Raw genomic sequence first — 16916 nt, 5'->3', positions numbered from 1 at the left:
TTCTCAAACGCCCCAGTCGGGCAGATAAATTAAGGTATTGAAAAAGGTTAATTTAGCTGAGGCGTTGAGGCCCGGCACGGATGCCGTGAACCTGGCTAATCCATGTCGAAACAGAGAAGGATGCAGGGGAAACAAAATCCGTTTTCGCCGTCTGATTCACGGTCACTGGCGGCTGGTTGTCCTGCGTCAGAAGCGCATTAAGCGTATCGAGCAGGGCAAGATGCTGAGCCTGGACCGGCAGCGTTTCTTCCGCAACAGGCATCGTCTGCGGCGCCATCGCGAACGACAGATGGCGGATAACCGTGCGAATCGCGTGCTGCTGCCAGTAATCAACGGAGAAATTGGGACGACGGCTGGCTTCAAGCCATGCGAGATTAGTGAAGTTAACCCGTGTGGTGAGATCGTGTTTAGTCGTCGTGGAACGTGCTGGCGTCGCCGCGTCTGCGCTGTTGCTGAGCACAGGCAAGCCGAGACTCGCCGCGACCATCCCCAATAAGAGATGCGGCCAGAAGTAACGTCTGCCAAATTGTCGCCAGCGCGTCAGTATTCCGCTCACTTGCTCCACCACGTTCGCCCGCCAGTGCAGGCTGAGTTTAGTTATTCTTTTTTAGCGCCCAGATATTACCACTAAAGCCAATACACGGCAGCAGGAATGACACCTTGCAGCAGGTAAAAACGGTCAATAATGCAGCGAACACACCGTTATTCGGCACCCGACACAGGCCAGGGGTGAAAGGGACAAATTAAAGAAGGGCAGAAATAAAAACGACTGGCTTCCCTGGTCGGAGAGAGTACCAGGTGAACCAGTCGCTTTTCTTACGAAATGGGTTTAACCGTTACGCCAGGACCATAGTCGGTGCTTTGAACGCCAGCGGCAGTTCAGCTTCGTCTTCGAAGGTCACATATTCCCAGGCTTCCTGTTTTGCCAGGACGGCCTGCAACAGTTTGTTGTTCAGTGCATGACCGGATTTAAACGCGGTAAAGGCACCAATGATGTTGTGACCACACATGAAGAGGTCGCCGATCGCGTCCAGCATTTTGTGACGAACAAATTCATCTTCAAAACGCAGGCCGTCTTCGTTCAGTACGCGATAATCGTCAACAACGATGGCACAATCGAAGCTGCCGCCCAGGCACAGGCCGCGGGATTGCAGATATTCGATATCACGCATAAAGCCGAAGGTACGTGCTCGGCTGATCTGGCGCATGAACGCATCCGCAGAGAAGTTCATCGCATAGCGCTGGGTGCTGGAGTCAATCGCCGGATGGTTAAAATCGATGGTGAAGTCCAACGAAAAACCATTGTACGGTTTGAATTCAGCCCATTTGTCGCCATCTTCGACGCGAACGGTCTCTTTAATGCGAACAAATTTCTTCGCGCAGTTCAGTTCTTCGATGCCGGCATCCAGCAACAAATAAACGAACGGAGCAGCACTCCCGTCCATGATCGGGATTTCTGGCGCATCGACTTCAACCATAATGTTGTCGATACCCAGACCCGCCAGGGCGGCGTTCAGGTGCTCTACGGTAGAAATCCGCACGTCATGCTCGTTCACCAGACAAGTACAGAGCATAGTATCACGCACAGATTTGGCATCGGCCGGAAAATCTACCGGTGGATTCAAGTCGGTGCGACGATAGATGACCCCGGTATTGGCCGGCGCAGGGCGTAACGTCAGTGTGACTTTCTTGCCGGTATGTAAACCGACACCCGTCGCCTGAACGATACGTTTAAGTGTCCTTTGTTTGATCATCGTATAATCTCGCCAAATTAACTATCCAACCGAGAGTGTATATCACTAACGGTGGGCCAGTTTAGCACAAAGAGCGCAAATCCCCAAATTCCAGCCAATTCTTAGTCAGCTTGCTTACGCAGGAACGCCGGGATATCCAGATAATCTGGCTCTTTTGCCGTTTGTGGAGTCGGGTCGTTCACCACTTTCGCAGCGGGTTTTTGCTCCTGAGTCAGAGGCGCCATACCGTGCTGCTGGTAACGATCCATAACCGGCTGCTGAGTCTGTTTGTTAGTCACCAGGGTGATCTCAGGACGCTTGTCCATACCGATACCGGTGGCCACAACGGTCACACGCAGTTCGTCGTTCATTTCCGGATCAAGGGAGGTACCGATAACGACGGTCGCGTTGTCAGAGGCGAATGCACGGATGGTGTTACCCACGGTTTCGAACTCATCCAGACGCAGGTCAAAGCCAGCGGTAATGTTGACCAGCACGCCGCGCGCGCCAGACAGATCGATATCTTCCAGCAGTGGAGAGGAGATCGCCATTTCAGCAGCTTCTTCCGCACGGTCTTCGCCGCTCGCCACGCCAGAGCCCATCATCGCGTAGCCCATCTCGGACATCACGGTACGAACGTCTGCAAAGTCGACGTTCATCAGGCCAGGACGGGTAATCAGTTCAGCAATACCCTGAACCGCGCCTTTCAGCACGTCGTTTGCCGCGCCAAAGGCGTCCAGCAGAGAGATACCGCGACCCAGCACTTTCAGCAGCTTGTCGTTCGGAATGGTAATCAGAGAGTCCACGTGCTTGGACAGCTCGGTGATACCCTGCTCCGCGAAAGCCATACGCTTCTTACCTTCAAAGTTGAAAGGCTTGGTCACGACAGCAACGGTCAGAATACCTAAATCTTTAGCGACTTCCGCCACAACGGGTGCTGCACCGGTACCTGTACCGCCGCCCATACCCGCTGCGATGAAGACCATGTCTGCACCGTCAAGTGCAGCGCGCAGCGCTTCACGATCTTCTTCAGCCGCGTTGCGGCCCACTTCCGGGTTAGCCCCTGCTCCCAGACCTTTGGTGATGCCACCACCGATCTGAATCGTCTGGCCAACAGCCGTTTTACGCAGCGCCTGCGCATCGGTGTTCACCGCGAAGAATTCAACACCTTCAATGCGCTCGCGCACCATGTGCTCTACGGCGTTACCGCCGCCGCCACCGACGCCGATGACTTTAATCACCGCGTCGTTGGTTAATTCCATAGGTTCAAACATAATCTCTCTCTCCGTTGTGCCTGTCGCCCGAGACCGCTAATTCTCTCCGGTCTCTTAAAAAAATTAAAATTCTTTTCGCAGCCAGGTGTTAAGTCGTTTGACCCACGACCCCACCGAGACGCGTTTTTCCACCTCTGCCTCACCACTTAAATGGGACTCTTTCCCGTAGTGCAGCAGGCCCACCGCCGTTGAATAGTACGGCTCCTGGGCATAATCCGTTAAACCGGTGATATTCAGCGGCGCACCGATACGCACCTGCGTATGGAACACGCGCTGAGCGCAGGCCGCAAGACCTTCAATTTGCGCTGCCCCGCCGGTTAATACAATCCCCGCCGCGAGATGATGTTTCACACCCTGCTGGCGAAGCTGTTCCTGTAACTGCAAAATCTCTTCGTTGACCAGGTTGAGCAGCTCGGTATAACGCGGCTCAATTACCTCTGCCAGCGTCTGGCGTTGCAGGCTGCGCGGCGGTCGACCGCCTACGCTCGGCACTTCAACGCTCTCGTCTTTGCCGACGATAGAGCCCAGCGCGCAACCATGGCGCACTTTAATCGCCTCTGCATCGCTCGGTGGCGTACCAAAGGCGTAAGCGATATCGCTGGTAACCACATTCCCGGCGTACGGGATCACTTTGGTGTGGCGTAACGCACCGCCGGTATAGACAGCCATGTCCATTGTACCACCACCAATATCGACCACACAGACGCCCAGTTCACGTTCGTCTTCGGTCAGCACGGAATAGCTCGCGGCAAGTCCGGCGAAAATGAGTTGGTCAACTTTCAGGCCACAACGTTCAACGGCTTTTACAATGTTCTTCGCCATATCGTTGTGACATGTGATCAGGTGCACTTTTGCCTGCATACGCACGCCCGACAGACCGACCGGATTCTTGATGCCTTCCTGGTAGTCGATCGCGTATTCCTGCGGGATCACATGCAGCACACGGTGCTCGTCGCGAACACGCACGGATTTCGCCGTGTGGACAACGTTCTCAACGTCTTCCTGCGTCACTTCTTCTTCGGAAATCGGCACCATACCGATTTCATTCTGGCAGCTGATATGCTTACCAGAAAGGGCCAGATAGACAGAGGAAATTTGGCAATCTGCCATCAATTCAGCCTGGTCGATGGCGCGCTGAACGCATTTCACCACCGACTCAAGGTCGTTTACCCCACCTTTATCCATACCACGGGAGGGGCAGCTGCCCACGCCAATGATATTGACCATACCGTCGGGCAGAACTTCCCCTACCAAAGCGGCAACCTTCGCGGTGCCAATCTCCAGTCCTACTACCAATTTTCTGTCCGTCGACTTGATCATTGTTGTTCTGCCTGTACCTGTGCCTGATTTTGTTGCTGATTAGGTTCCTCGACCGGAGCCGGCTCCCAACCGACTGCTGCGCCTGAGTCATAGCGCAAATCAACGTAGCTTATCCGTTTGCCATCCGTCTGCGCCTGCTGCTGTAAAACCGGGTAAAGTTCGACAAAACGCGCCAGACGTTTCATTGTATCGCCGCGGCCAAGGTTGAGCTTGATGCCATTCGTTAAGGTCAACTGCCAGGAACGGCGCGCCGTCATCGCAGCATCTTTTAACGTAAAGCGATCCTTAGCCAGCACCTGCCCCATCTCACGAAAACCCTGCAATACTTCGTTTTCGCTGCCTTCCGGCCCATACAACATCGGTAAATTCTGCTTGTTGACACGATCGCTCGGGACGCTGAACGAATTTCCGTCTACATCAACCATATGCTGATCATTCCAACGCGCAATCGGCACATATTCAACCAGATGAATCTTCAATTCATCAGGCCATTGCTTTCTGACACTTGCCTGTTTTATCCACGGCAGACGTTCAATCTGACTCTGAATAATGTTGACGTCCTGCGTCATAAAGGTGCCGGGCGACCCAAGCGCCAGAATCGACTGGCGAATATCATCGTTACGCGTGTAGTGTCGCTCCCCGGTCACCACCAGCTTTGAAAGCGGCAACCGCTGCGCATCTTCCATCCAGCCCAGCACCATCCAGCCGCTGATAAACACGGTGCACAGCACCCCGAGCAGGAAGATGATCCCTGCAAGACGCGTTCCATTACTCCGGCGCGAAGAGGAATATTCTTCTTCGTCATCGCGGTTGCGCGTGTTCAATGCAGCCTGAGACATATCAGCCCGCCTGGTCCAAAATACGTACAACTAATTGCGAGAAGCTCATTCCCGCCTGACGCGCCGCCATCGGCACAAGGCTATGGCTGGTCATACCCGGAGACGTGTTTGCTTCCAGCAGATAAAATTGCCCGTCACCGTCAAGCATGACGTCAATGCGTCCCCAGCCACGACATCCCAGAACATTCCACGCTTTAAGCACCAGAGACTGTAATTCGGCTTCACGCTCTGCTTCAAGACCCGCTGGGCAGAAATATTGCGTCTCATCAGAGAGATACTTCGCCTCATAATCATAGAAGACTCCGGCGGGTTGGATGCGAATTGACGGTAAAATTTCTTCGCCAAGCATCGCGACGGTAAATTCCGGCCCGCTAAGCCATTTTTCAATCAGAACTTCTTCATCATGTTGAAATGCCAGTGCTAAAGCGTCAGCCAAATCTACAGCTTTATCAACTTTGGACATTCCCACGCTCGACCCTTCACGGCTCGGCTTAACAATAACCGGTAAGCCCAGTGCCGCAATGCGTGTATTAACGCTGTCCGACAGACCCATTTCATATTCACGACGCGTCAGTGCAACCCATGGCGCAACGGGCAGGTCCGCCCCCTGCCACAGCAGTTTGCTGCGCAGTTTATCCATGGAGATGGCGGATGCCATCACGCCGCTGCCGGTGTACGGCATACCGATCAGCTCCAGCAGCCCCTGCAACGTGCCGTCTTCACCGCCGCGACCGTGCAACGCGATGAAGGCTTTATCGAAGCCCATCGCTTTCAGCTGCGTAACGTCCACCTCTTTCGGATCAACCGGATGCGCGTCCACGCCACCTTCACGCAGGCCCGCCAGCACGGCAGCGCCCGAATTCAGAGAAACCTCGCGTTCGGCGGAAGTGCCGCCAAACAGGACAGCAATCTTATCAGCCATGACGCTCGTCCTCCTGAGTTTGCGGCTTCAGTTTGATTTCAGCTAAGGTACGGGCGATTTTGCCGATATTTCCCGCGCCCTGAATCAGGATCAGATCGTTACCCGTCAGGACCGGGGCAAGCATTTCAGCCACCTGCGCCGGGTCGGGAACCAGAATGGGATCCACTTTACCGCGTCCACGGATGGTACGACATAAAGAACGACTGTCCGCGCCCGGAATCGGCGTTTCACCCGCAGCATAAACATCCAGCATCAGCAGGGTATCAACCTGCGAAAGGACGTTGGCAAAATCGTCATACAGATCGCGGGTACGCGTGTAACGGTGCGGCTGGAAGATCATGACCAGATTCTTTTCCGGCCAACCCGCGCGTGCCGCTTTGATGGTTGCGTCCACTTCCGTCGGATGGTGACCGTAGTCGTCTACCAGCATCGCAGAACCTGGCTTACCGTTTACCGGCTCCAGCGGGAATTCACCGAGGAAGTCGAAACGACGGCCCGTCCCCTGGAAGCTCTCCAGTGCGCGCAGGATCGCCTCATCGTCAATGCCTTCTTCTGTCGCAACAGCCACCGCCGCTGCCGCATTCAGGGCGTTGTGACGTCCCGGAGCGTTCAGGGTGACATGCAGCAGGTCTTTATCCTGACGCGCGAGGGTGAAATGCCCCTGCGCACCGATCTGTTTGTAATCTTCTACGCGTACATCCGCGTCTTCGCTGAAGCCGTAGGTCGTAATTTGACGCCCGACGCGCGGCAGCAGTTCGCGAATAACCGGATCGTCCACGCACATCACCGCACGGCCATAGAACGGCAGGTTGTGCAGGAAGTTAATAAAGGTCTGCTTTAAGTTCTCGAAGTCACCCTGGTAAGTGTCCATATGGTCAGCTTCGATGTTGGTGACGATCGCCACCATCGGCTGTAGATGCAGGAACGACGCGTCGCTCTCATCCGCTTCCGCAATCAGATAACGGCTATGGCCCAGACGCGCATGCACGCCAGCGGCTTTCACCAGACCACCGTTAACGAACGTCGGGTCGAGACCCGCTTCCGCATAAATGCTGGAGACCATCGCTGTTGTGGTGGTTTTACCGTGCGTGCCGGCCACAGCAATGCCGTGACGGAAACGCATCAGTTCCGCCAGCATTTCCGCGCGACGGATCACCGGAATGCGCGCCTCATGCGCCGCAACGATTTCCGGGTTATCCGCGGAGATAGCGCTGGACACCACAACCACGCTCGCATCGCTCACGTTTTCCGGGCGATGATTGAAATAGATAGTCGCCCCCAGCGACGCCAGCTGCTGCGTAACAGGGTTTGGCGCCAGGTCAGACCCGCTGATCTGATAGCCTTCGTTAGCTAACACTTCGGCAATACCGCCCATGCCAGCACCACCGATGCCGACAAAGTGAATGTGCCGGACGCGACGCATCTCGGGCACGATAGAACGCAGTTTTGCCAGTTGTTGTGTATTCATTCTCTAAACGCCATCGACTACTTCAAAAAAATCGTGCAGCGCAACACGCGCTGCGAGAATTATGCCTGGGCTGCCAGGCTCACTTCTTTTGCCACCCGTTCCGTTGCATCCGGGATAGCGGTCGCGCGTGCGCGTTGCGCCATCTCCAGTAATACATCCCGGTTCCAGCCCGCCAGGGTAGTGGCGACCGCATCAGCGGTAAATTGTGGCTGCTCAAAAATCTTCGCGGCACCCGCTTTTTCAAGCGGCAGCGCATTCCAGTACTGCTGTCGGTCTTTGTGCTGGAACGGCACAAACAGCGCCGGTAAACCGGCGGCGGCGATTTCGCTCACCGTCAGCGCGCCCGAGCGACAGACCACGACATCGGCCCAGGCATAGGCTGCGGCCATATCATCAATAAATTCAGTTACTTTATGCTGCGGCTGACCTTCCTGCGCGTAGGCCTGCTCAACGGTCTGCTGAGCGCCCTTCCCGCTCTGGTGCCAGATGGTCACTGCATCACCCAGTTTTGCCGCAACCTGCGGCATCGTCTGGTTTAAAATACGCGCGCCCTGGGAACCGCCGACGACCAGCACCCGCACCGGCCCTTCACGACCCGCCAGACGCGTATCTGGCAGCGGCAGCGCCAGCACGTCCACACGTACCGGATTCCCTACGACATCCGCTTTCGGGAATGCCCCGGGGAAGGCCTGCATAACTTTGGTGGCGATTTTTGCCAGCCATTTGTTGGTCAAACCGGCAATACCGTTCTGCTCATGCAGAACAACGGGGATCCCTAATGACCACGCCGCCAGTCCGCCAGGGCCGGAAACGTAACCGCCCATGCCCAGAACGACGTCAGGCTTAAAGCGCTTCATGATGGCGCGCGCCTGACGCCAGGCATTGAAAATGCGCACCGGCGCCAGCAGCAGCGCCTTGATCCCTTTGCCACGAAGGCCAGAAATACGAATGAAGTCGATCTCGATACCGTGCTTAGGTACCAGGTCGGCTTCCATGCGGTCTGCGGTTCCCAGCCAGCGTACCTGCCAGCCCTGTTCCATTAAATGGTGCGCAACCGCCAGCCCCGGGAACACGTGTCCACCGGTACCGCCTGCCATCACCATTAACCGCTTCGGTTGATTCATCGTGAACCTCGTGTAAACGCCTGAGCTTTCTCCAGACGCGTTTCATAATCTATGCGTAACAAAAACATGATGGCCGTCGACATGATCAACAGACTCGAACCACCATAACTGATCAACGGTAACGTCAGACCTTTAGTCGGCAACATACCCGCTGCCGCCCCAACGTTTACCAGTGCCTGGAAGCTAAACCAGATACCAATAGAGCAGGCCAGGAAACCGGAGAAGCGGTGATCGATCTCCAGCGCTTTCCGGCCAATCGACATGGCGCGGAAAGCGACGAAGAATACCATTAATAGCGCCAATACCACACCGATATAACCCAGTTCTTCCCCAATAATGGAGAAGATGAAGTCGGTGTGCGCCTCCGGTAAATACTCCAGTTTTTGCACCGAGTTGCCCAGGCCTTGGCCCCAGACTTCGCCGCGGCCAAACGCCATCAGCGACTGCGTCAGCTGGTAACCGCTGCCGAACGGATCTTCCCATGGGTTCCAGAACGAGGTCACACGGCGGATACGGTAGGGTTCGGCGAGGATCAGCAGCACCACCGCCGAAATCCCCATCCCGATGATGGCAATGAACTGCCACAGTTTTGCGCCCGCCAGGAACAGCATCGCCAGCGTAGTGACAAACAGTACGACTACCGTACCGAGGTCGGGCTGCGCCAGCAGCAGGATCGCGAGGACCAGAATCACGCCCATCGGTTTTAAGAAGCCGCGAAGGTTGTTACGGACTTCGTCAACTTTACGCACCAGGTAGTTAGCCAGGTAGCAGAACAACGACAGTTTGGTGAACTCCGCCGGCTGAATACGCAGTGGGCCAAAGGCAATCCAGCGTGATGCCCCGTTAACGGAGCTCCCGACAACCAGCACGATCAACAGCATGATGATTGAGGCGATGAGCATGGCCGTACTGTGCCGCTGCCAGAACGACATTGGCAGGCGTAAGGTGATCAGCGCCAGGCAGAACGCGAGAATGATGTAAAGCCCGTCACGCTTGGCAAACAGGAACGGGTCGTTTGCCAGACGCTGTCCGACAGGCATTGACGCCGAGGTGACCATAATAAAGCCGATCGCTGCCAGCCCCAGCGTGAGCCAGAACAGCGTGCGGTCGTACATGATCAGGCTGTCGGAATCTTTATCCCGTGAAGCCATCACCCAGCCTTTCAGCGCCGTAAACAGCCATACCAGGATACCAAATCCTGGCAGGCGCGGCATTTTCAGGCGAGGGAGAGATAAACGCATCAGCCTAACTCCTTCGCCAGGCGGGTAAAGACATCACCCCGCTGTTCGAAATTCTTGAATTGATCGAGGCTGGCACAGGCTGGTGAGAGCAGCACCATATCGCCGGGCTTCACGCGTGGGGCGATAAGACGCATCGCCTGCTCCATGGTCTCGGTTTGCTCGGCGACCTCAGGACGCAACGCCGCCAGCTCGCTACCATCGCGGCCAAAGCAATACAGGCGCACGTTATCACCGTTGAGGTACTGCTTCAGCGAGGAGAAGTCAGCCGATTTACCGTCGCCGCCCAGCAGCAGGTGCAGCGTGCCATCAACGTGCAGACCGTTCAGTGCCGCCTCGGTGCTACCCACGTTGGTCGCTTTGGAATCGTTAATCCAGCGTACGCCGTTGTGCTCCAGCGCAAGCTGGAACCGGTGCGCCAGGCCGGTAAAGGTGGTCAGCGCCTTCAGGCTTGAAGATCGCGGCAGGCCAACGGCATCCGCCAGCGCCAGCGCCGCCAGGGCATTGGTGTAGTTATGCTGGCCGGAGAGCATCATCTCTTTCACGTTCAGCACTTTCTCACCTTTCACCCGCAGCCAGGTTTCGCCCTGCTGACGGTTAAGGTGATAGTCACCCATATTAATACCAAAGCTAATGCAGCGATCGTCTGCGCCGCGCACCGGCATGGTGAGTGCATCATCGGCATTCACCACGCAAACTTTGGCATTTTCATAAACGCGCAGTTTGGCCGCACGGTATTGCTGCAAGCCGAACGGGTATCTGTCCATATGATCTTCGGTGACGTTTAGGATCGTCGCCGCCGCCGCATGCAGGCTTGAAGTGGTTTCCAGCTGGAAGCTGGAAAGCTCAAGGACGAACAGCTCGCACCCTTTATCAAGCAGCATCAGAGCGGGCAGACCAATGTTACCGCCCACGCCGACATTTTTGCCCGCCGCCTTCGCCATTTCCCCCACCAGCGTGGTGACGGTGCTTTTACCGTTTGAACCGGTAATGGCGACGATCGGCGCCTGCGCCTCCCGGCAGAACAGTTCGATATCGCCGACAATCTCAACGCCTGCATCCGCGGCGGCGCTCAGGGAAGGATGCGCCAGCGCCATACCGGGGCTGGCAACAATCAGATCGGCGGCCAGCAGCCACTCATCATTCAGACCACCCAGGTGGCGTTCAACCTGCTCCGGCAGCTTGTCCAGACCCGGCGGAGAGACGCGCGTATCCATCACGCGCGGCGTCACGCCACGCGCAAGGAAAAAGTCCACGCAGGAGAGGCCGGTGAGGCCCAACCCGATGATAACGACTTTTTTGCCCTGGTAATCTGCCATGATTAACGTACCTTCAGCGTTGCCAGGCCAATCAGCACCAGCATCAGCGAAATAATCCAGAAGCGCACAATGACGCGCGGCTCCGGCCAGCCTTTCAGTTCATAGTGGTGGTGAATCGGTGCCATACGGAAGATGCGCTGACCGCGCAGCTTGAAGGAACCGACCTGCAAAATCACCGACAGCGTCTCAACCACAAACACACCGCCCATGATTACCAGCAGGAACTCCTGACGCAGCAGCACGGCGATAATACCCAGTGCGCCGCCCAGCGCCAGTGAACCGACGTCGCCCATAAAGACCTGCGCCGGATAGGTGTTGAACCACAGGAAGCCCAGCCCCGCCCCGACAATCGCCGTACAGACGATAACCAGTTCCCCCGCGTGTCGCAGGTACGGAATGTGCAGGTAATTTGCAAAGTTCATGTTACCGGTCGCCCAGGCTACCAGCGCGAAACCGCCAGCGACAAACACGGTTGGCATGATGGCCAGGCCATCCAGACCATCGGTCAGGTTGACGGCGTTGCCGGTACCGACGATCACAAAGTAAGCCAGCAAAATGTAGAACAGCCCCAGCTGCGGCATCACGTCTTTGAAGAACGGCACCACCAGCTCGGTAGCCGGGGTGTCTTTTCCTGCCAGGTAAAGGGCAAAGGCCACGCCCAGCGCAATCACCGACATCCAGAAATACTTCCAGCGGGCGATCAAACCTTTGGTGTCTTTGCGTACGACTTTGCGGTAGTCATCAACAAAACCGATGATCCCGTAGCCAACCAGAACGGTCAGCACGCACCAGACGTAGGGGTTAGACGGATACGCCCACAGCAGCACGGACACCACAATCGCGGTCAGGATCATGATCCCGCCCATGGTCGGCGTACCCCGCTTGCTGAAGTGCGATTCCGGACCGTCGTTGCGCACAACCTGGCCGAAAGAGAGTTTTTGCAGACGGGCAATCATGCGCGGGCCCATCCACAGCGAGATGAACAGCGCAGTCAGCAGGCTGACGATGGCACGAAACGTCAGATAGGAAAAGACGTTAAAGCCTGAGTAATATTTGACCAAATGTTCGGCCAGCCAAACTAACATGTCCCGTTCTCCTGTAATGCGTGCACAACCTCTTCCATGGCGGCACTACGTGAACCTTTAACTAAAACAGTCACAATCTGTTTTTCTGTAATCAATGCCTTCAGGCGTTCGATCAGTGCAGATTTATCGGCAAAATGTTCGCCAACTTCACTGGCATCGGAAATGGCCTTGCTCAGCGGGCCTGCGCTCAATACGCGGTCAAGCCCGGCGGCTTTCGCCGCTTCACCCACCTGAATATGGCAGGCTTCGCTTTCATCACCCAGCTCGGCCATATCGCCCACAACCATCACGCGATAGCCCGGCATTTCAGACAAGACCTGCACGGCCGCCGTCATTGAGCCAACGTTAGCGTTGTAGGAGTCATCCAGCAGGAGCTTGTTTTCAGCCAGCTGGATCGGGAACAGACGCCCCGGCACGGCTTTTAAATTTGCCAGACCTGCTTTAATCGCCGCGTGTGAGGCACCTACCGCCATTGAGAGCGCTGCCGCAGCAAGCGCATTGGCGATGTTATGACGACCCGGCAGGGGCAGCAGCACGTCGATGTCGCCCGTTGGGGTTGTGAGGGTGAACTCGGTACCGTGTGACGTCACATGAATGTTGGTCGCCGAAAAATCACTGTTTGCCGCATTCGGTGAGAAGCGCCAGGTTTTACGTGAACCAATGATGCTCTGCCAGTTCAGCCAGTCGTTGTTATCGGCATTCATAATGGCGATGCCGTCATCCGGCAGGCCGGTATAAATTTCACCTTTCGCTTTCGCCACACCGGCCAGAGAACCAAAACCTTCAAGATGTGCCGCCGCCAGGTTATTCACCAGCGCCGCTTCCGGACGGGTCAGGCTCACGGTCCAGGCGATTTCGCCCTGATGGTTAGCCCCTAACTCAATCACCGCATATTCATGCTCGTGGGTCAGGCGCAGCAGCGTCATCGGCACACCGATGTCATTATTAAGGTTGCCCGCCGTATAAAGCGTGTTACCGCACTGGCTAAGGATCGCCGCCGTCATCTCTTTAACGGAGGTTTTGCCCGACGAGCCCGTCAGTGCCACGACGCGTGTTGGCACCTGCTGGCGAACCCATGCCGCCAGCTCGCCAAACGCCAGGCGCGTATCTTTCACCACAATCTGCGGCAAATCGATATCGAGCTTACGACTGACCAGCAGCGCGCCCGCGCCGTTATCTTTAGCCTGTTGCGCAAAATCGTGGGCGTCAAAACGTTCACCCTTCAGCGCCACAAACAGGCAGCCCGCCGTCACCTTACGGGTGTCGGTGGTTACAGCCTCGATGGTCAGATCCTGACCATGCAGCATCCCCTGCAATACCGCAGCGGCCTGGCTTAACGTAATGCTAATCATGCCACCACTCCCAGCAGACGCGCTGCCGTCACGCGGTCGGAGTAATCCAGACGACGATTGCCGACAATCTGATAATCTTCATGACCTTTACCGGCCAGCAGAACCACATCGTTCTCCTGCGCCTGCATAATGGCGTTAGTCACGGCCTCCGCACGGCCTTCGACCACGCGCGCACGTCCCGCATCCAGCATGCCCGCCAGAATGTCGTTGATAATGGCCCGCGGCTCTTCGGTACGCGGGTTGTCATCGGTTACCACGGGAATATCCGCGAACTGCTCAGCGATGGCGCCCATCAGCGGACGTTTGCCCTTGTCGCGATCGCCACCGCAGCCAAACACGCACCAGAGCTTGCCAGCGCAGTGCAGACGCGCCGCTTCCAGCGCTTTTTCCAGCGCATCCGGCGTGTGGGCGTAATCCACAACCACCGTCGGCTTGCCCGGCGCGCTAAACACTTCCATGCGGCCACAGACCGGTTGCAAACGCTCAGCCGTTTTCAGCAGATCCGCCATCGGGTAACCCAGCGCCAGCAGCGTCGCCAGCGCCAGCAGCAGGTTACTGACGTTAAAGGCCCCCATCAGGCGGCTTTCAATTTCACCTTCGCCCCAGATGGAAGCGAAGCGGATCGTCGCCCCACTATCGTGGTAGTTCACCTCGACCGCCTTCAGCCAGCGGCCGCGGCAGTTCGGATTAATGCGATCTTCCATCGACACCGCCACCGCATCTGGCAGTTTTTCCAGCCAGCGGCGACCGACTTCGTCGTCGGCGTTAATGATCGCCTGCCCGTGGTGGTGAGTGGAATAAAGCAGCCATTTCGCCGCTTCGTAGTGCTCCATATCACCATGATAATCAAGGTGATCGCGGCTCAGGTTAGTAAAGACAGAGGCAGCAAATTTCAGGGCCGCCACGCGATGTTGTACCAGACCATGGGAAGAGACTTCCATCGCAGCGAAGGTCGCCCCCTGCTCAGCGAGGCCCGCCAGCACACGCTGCACGTCAACCGCCGAGCCTGTAGTGTTTTCCGTCGGGCTTACTTTGCCCAGAAGACCGTTCCCCACCGTGCCCATGACGGCACCGGTTTCGCCCAGCAGCTGCGCCCACTGCGCCATCAGCTGAGTGGTGGTGGTTTTTCCGTTGGTTCCTGTCACGCCAACCAGCTGTAACTGGTCGGAAGGTTCGTTGTAAAAACGTCCTGCCAGCGCGGAGAGACGCTCATTCAGCTGGCTGAGATAGATGACCGGCACGCCGTGCATTTCACGGATCTCACCGTCTGTTGCCTCATCTTTGGCCTCAGCAATAATGGCAGCAACACCTTGCGCAATCGCCTGCGGGATATAACGACGCCCGTCCGCCTGATGACCCACCACTGCCACAAAAAGATCGCCAGAAGCCGCTACGCGGCTGTCCAGTACCATCTCTCGCAGTGCTCGCGCAGGTAGCATAGGCACCCACGGAGCAAGAAGGTCGCGCAAATTACGATCTGCCACCTGTTCCCTCGCCTTGATTAATTACAAATTCACTTTTTTCGCCCGTCGCCAGCGCATCCGGTTCAATGTTCATGGTGCGCAACACGCCGCCCATAATAGCCCCGAACACAGGCGCGGAGACGGCGCCGCCGTAGTATTTACCCGCCTGCGGATCGTTGATGACGACCACCAGTGCAAAACGCGGATTGCTTGCAGGCGCTACGCCTGCGGTATAGGCAATGTATTTGTTGATATAGCGGCCGTCCGGCCCCACTTTTTTCGCTGTACCGGTTTTAATGGCGATACGATAGCCCTTAATTGCGGCCTTCACGCCGCCACCGCCAGGTAACGCGACGCTTTCCATCATATGCACGACGGTACGAACGATAGATTCCGGGAAAACACGTTCCCCCGGAACCGGTGGATCAACTTTGGTGATCGACAGCGGACGATAAATGCCATAGCTGCCAATCGTTGCGTAGACTCGCGCTAACTGTAAGGGAGTTACCATTAGCCCGTAGCCGAAAGAGAAGGTGGCCCTCTCTATGTCAGACCACCGTTGTTTTTGAGGATATAAGCCACTGCGTTCTCCGACCAACCCCAAATTGGTCGCCTTTCCCAGCCCAAAACGTGAGTAAGTATCTACTAACGCTGAGGACGGCATCGCTAACGCCAGTTTTGACACACCGACGTTACTCGACTTCTGTAAGACCCCGGTCAGGGTCAGTTCGCTGTAACGTGCCACGTCTTTGATTTCGTGACCGTTAATTCGATAAGGGATCGTATTCAGAACGGTATTTTCGTTGACGATGCCTCGCTGTAGAGCCGTCATCACCACCATGGGTTTTACGGTCGAACCGGGTTCAAACACATCGGTGATGGAGCGGTTACGCATTGCATCTTTTGCTGTACCGGCAAAATTATTCGGGTTGTATGAGGGGCTACTGGCCATCGCCAGCACTTCACCTGTCGCCACATCCACCAGCACGGCGCTGCCCGATTCCGCCTTGTTAAACGCGACGGCGTTGTTCAGCTCACGATAGACCAGCGCCTGCAAGCGTTCATCAATACTCAGGGCCAGGTTGTGCGCGGCCTGGCTGTCTGTCGAGGAAATGTCTTCAATGACGCGACCATAGCGGTCTTTACGCACGATTCGCTCGCCAGGCTGGCCGGTAAGCCACTTGTCGAAGCTTTTTTCAACGCCCTCAATCCCCTGGCTATCCACGTTGGTAAAGCCAATCAGGTGCGCGGTGACTTCGCCGGAAGGATAGTAACGGCGGGATTCTTCCCGCAGATGAATGCCCGGCAGCTTCAGTTTCTTAATGTAGTCAGCCATGTCAGGGTTCACCTGACGAGCAAGATAGATGAAGCGCCCTTTCGGGTTGGCGTTAACGCGTGACGCCAGCTGATCCAGCGGCATTTTCAACGCGTCTGAGAGCGCCTTCCAGCGGTTATCAAGGGTGATCCCGCCTGCGTCGTGCAGCTCTTTCGGATCGGCCCAGATCGCCTTCACCGGCACGCTCACCGCCAGCGGGCGGCCGGAGCGGTCGGTGATCATCCCACGAGAGGTAGAAACTTCCTGCACGCGCAGAGAACGCATATCACCCTGGCGCACCAGCATGTCAGGCGCGATGATTTGTAGCCACGCCACGCGTCCCAGCAGGAAACCCAGCGCCAGTAAAATGCAGCCGCAAAGCAACGCAAAACGCCAACTGACAAAGTTGGCCTGTTCTTCCTGGCGTTTTGGTTTTAGCGTTTTTGCCGCTGCTTTCATGCGTC

At 56.4% G+C, this 16916-nt stretch carries 14 protein-coding genes; all 14 read right to left on the bottom strand.

Annotated elements, in window-relative coordinates; translation table 11 throughout:
• Nucleotides 1-52: 52 nt before the first annotated feature.
• On the bottom strand, nt 53-556 hold the full coding sequence (gene secM / locus SK47_RS03375) for a secA translation cis-regulator SecM (RefSeq protein WP_032628081.1): 504 nt from the start codon (nt 554-556) through the stop codon (nt 53-55).
• 280 nt (nt 557-836) lie between these two features.
• Nucleotides 837-1754, bottom strand: a complete 918-nt coding sequence (lpxC, locus tag SK47_RS03370; RefSeq protein ID WP_003856337.1) for a UDP-3-O-acyl-N-acetylglucosamine deacetylase — start codon at nt 1752-1754, stop codon at nt 837-839.
• 101 nt (nt 1755-1855) lie between these two features.
• The gene (gene ftsZ, locus SK47_RS03365; RefSeq protein WP_003856338.1) at nt 1856-3007 is read right to left on the bottom strand and encodes a cell division protein FtsZ; all 1152 of its coding nucleotides are present in this window, start codon (nt 3005-3007) and stop codon (nt 1856-1858) included.
• Between the two features lie 63 nt (nt 3008-3070).
• On the bottom strand, nt 3071-4327 hold the full coding sequence (gene ftsA / locus SK47_RS03360) for a cell division protein FtsA (RefSeq protein WP_003856340.1): 1257 nt from the start codon (nt 4325-4327) through the stop codon (nt 3071-3073).
• Nucleotides 4324-5166, bottom strand: a complete 843-nt coding sequence (gene ftsQ / locus SK47_RS03355; protein ID WP_003856342.1) for a cell division protein FtsQ — start codon at nt 5164-5166, stop codon at nt 4324-4326. The genes ftsA and ftsQ overlap by 4 nt, the downstream gene beginning before the upstream one ends.
• Nucleotide 5167: 1 nt before the next feature.
• The gene (locus SK47_RS03350; protein WP_015572671.1) at nt 5168-6088 is read right to left on the bottom strand and encodes a D-alanine--D-alanine ligase; all 921 of its coding nucleotides are present in this window, start codon (nt 6086-6088) and stop codon (nt 5168-5170) included.
• Nucleotides 6081-7556, bottom strand: coding sequence for a UDP-N-acetylmuramate--L-alanine ligase (murC, locus tag SK47_RS03345; RefSeq protein WP_003856345.1), 1476 nt, complete (start codon nt 7554-7556; stop codon nt 6081-6083). Before murC ends, SK47_RS03350 begins: the two co-directional genes overlap by 8 nt.
• A gap of 59 nt (nt 7557-7615) precedes the next feature.
• Nucleotides 7616-8680 (bottom strand): undecaprenyldiphospho-muramoylpentapeptide beta-N-acetylglucosaminyltransferase, encoded by a 1065-nt coding sequence (gene murG, locus SK47_RS03340; RefSeq protein ID WP_022650395.1) that lies wholly within the window; start codon nt 8678-8680, stop codon nt 7616-7618.
• Nucleotides 8677-9921 (bottom strand): cell division protein FtsW, encoded by a 1245-nt coding sequence (gene ftsW, locus SK47_RS03335; protein WP_003856348.1) that lies wholly within the window; start codon nt 9919-9921, stop codon nt 8677-8679. The genes murG and ftsW overlap by 4 nt, the downstream gene beginning before the upstream one ends.
• On the bottom strand, nt 9921-11237 hold the full coding sequence (gene murD / locus SK47_RS03330; RefSeq protein ID WP_023315390.1) for a UDP-N-acetylmuramoyl-L-alanine--D-glutamate ligase: 1317 nt from the start codon (nt 11235-11237) through the stop codon (nt 9921-9923). Before murD ends, ftsW begins: the two co-directional genes overlap by 1 nt.
• Nucleotides 11238-11239: 2 nt before the next feature.
• Complete coding sequence (mraY, locus tag SK47_RS03325; RefSeq protein ID WP_003856353.1) at nt 11240-12322, bottom strand: phospho-N-acetylmuramoyl-pentapeptide-transferase; 1083 nt, start codon at nt 12320-12322, stop codon at nt 11240-11242.
• The gene (murF, locus tag SK47_RS03320; RefSeq protein WP_045330949.1) at nt 12316-13674 is read right to left on the bottom strand and encodes a UDP-N-acetylmuramoyl-tripeptide--D-alanyl-D-alanine ligase; all 1359 of its coding nucleotides are present in this window, start codon (nt 13672-13674) and stop codon (nt 12316-12318) included. The genes mraY and murF overlap by 7 nt, the downstream gene beginning before the upstream one ends.
• Nucleotides 13671-15158, bottom strand: a complete 1488-nt coding sequence (gene murE / locus SK47_RS03315; RefSeq protein ID WP_003856358.1) for a UDP-N-acetylmuramoyl-L-alanyl-D-glutamate--2,6-diaminopimelate ligase — start codon at nt 15156-15158, stop codon at nt 13671-13673. Before murE ends, murF begins: the two co-directional genes overlap by 4 nt.
• Nucleotides 15145-16911, bottom strand: a complete 1767-nt coding sequence (ftsI, locus tag SK47_RS03310; protein ID WP_003856361.1) for a peptidoglycan glycosyltransferase FtsI — start codon at nt 16909-16911, stop codon at nt 15145-15147. The genes murE and ftsI overlap by 14 nt, the downstream gene beginning before the upstream one ends.
• Nucleotides 16912-16916 lie beyond the last annotated feature (5 nt).

This window comes from Enterobacter sp. BWH52, from assembly GCF_001037565.1.
GTDB classification, from domain to species: Bacteria; Pseudomonadota; Gammaproteobacteria; order Enterobacterales; family Enterobacteriaceae; genus Enterobacter; species Enterobacter hormaechei_C.
The sequence above is the reverse complement of the archived record's forward strand: the minus strand, read 5'-3'. Positions and strand labels throughout refer to the sequence as shown.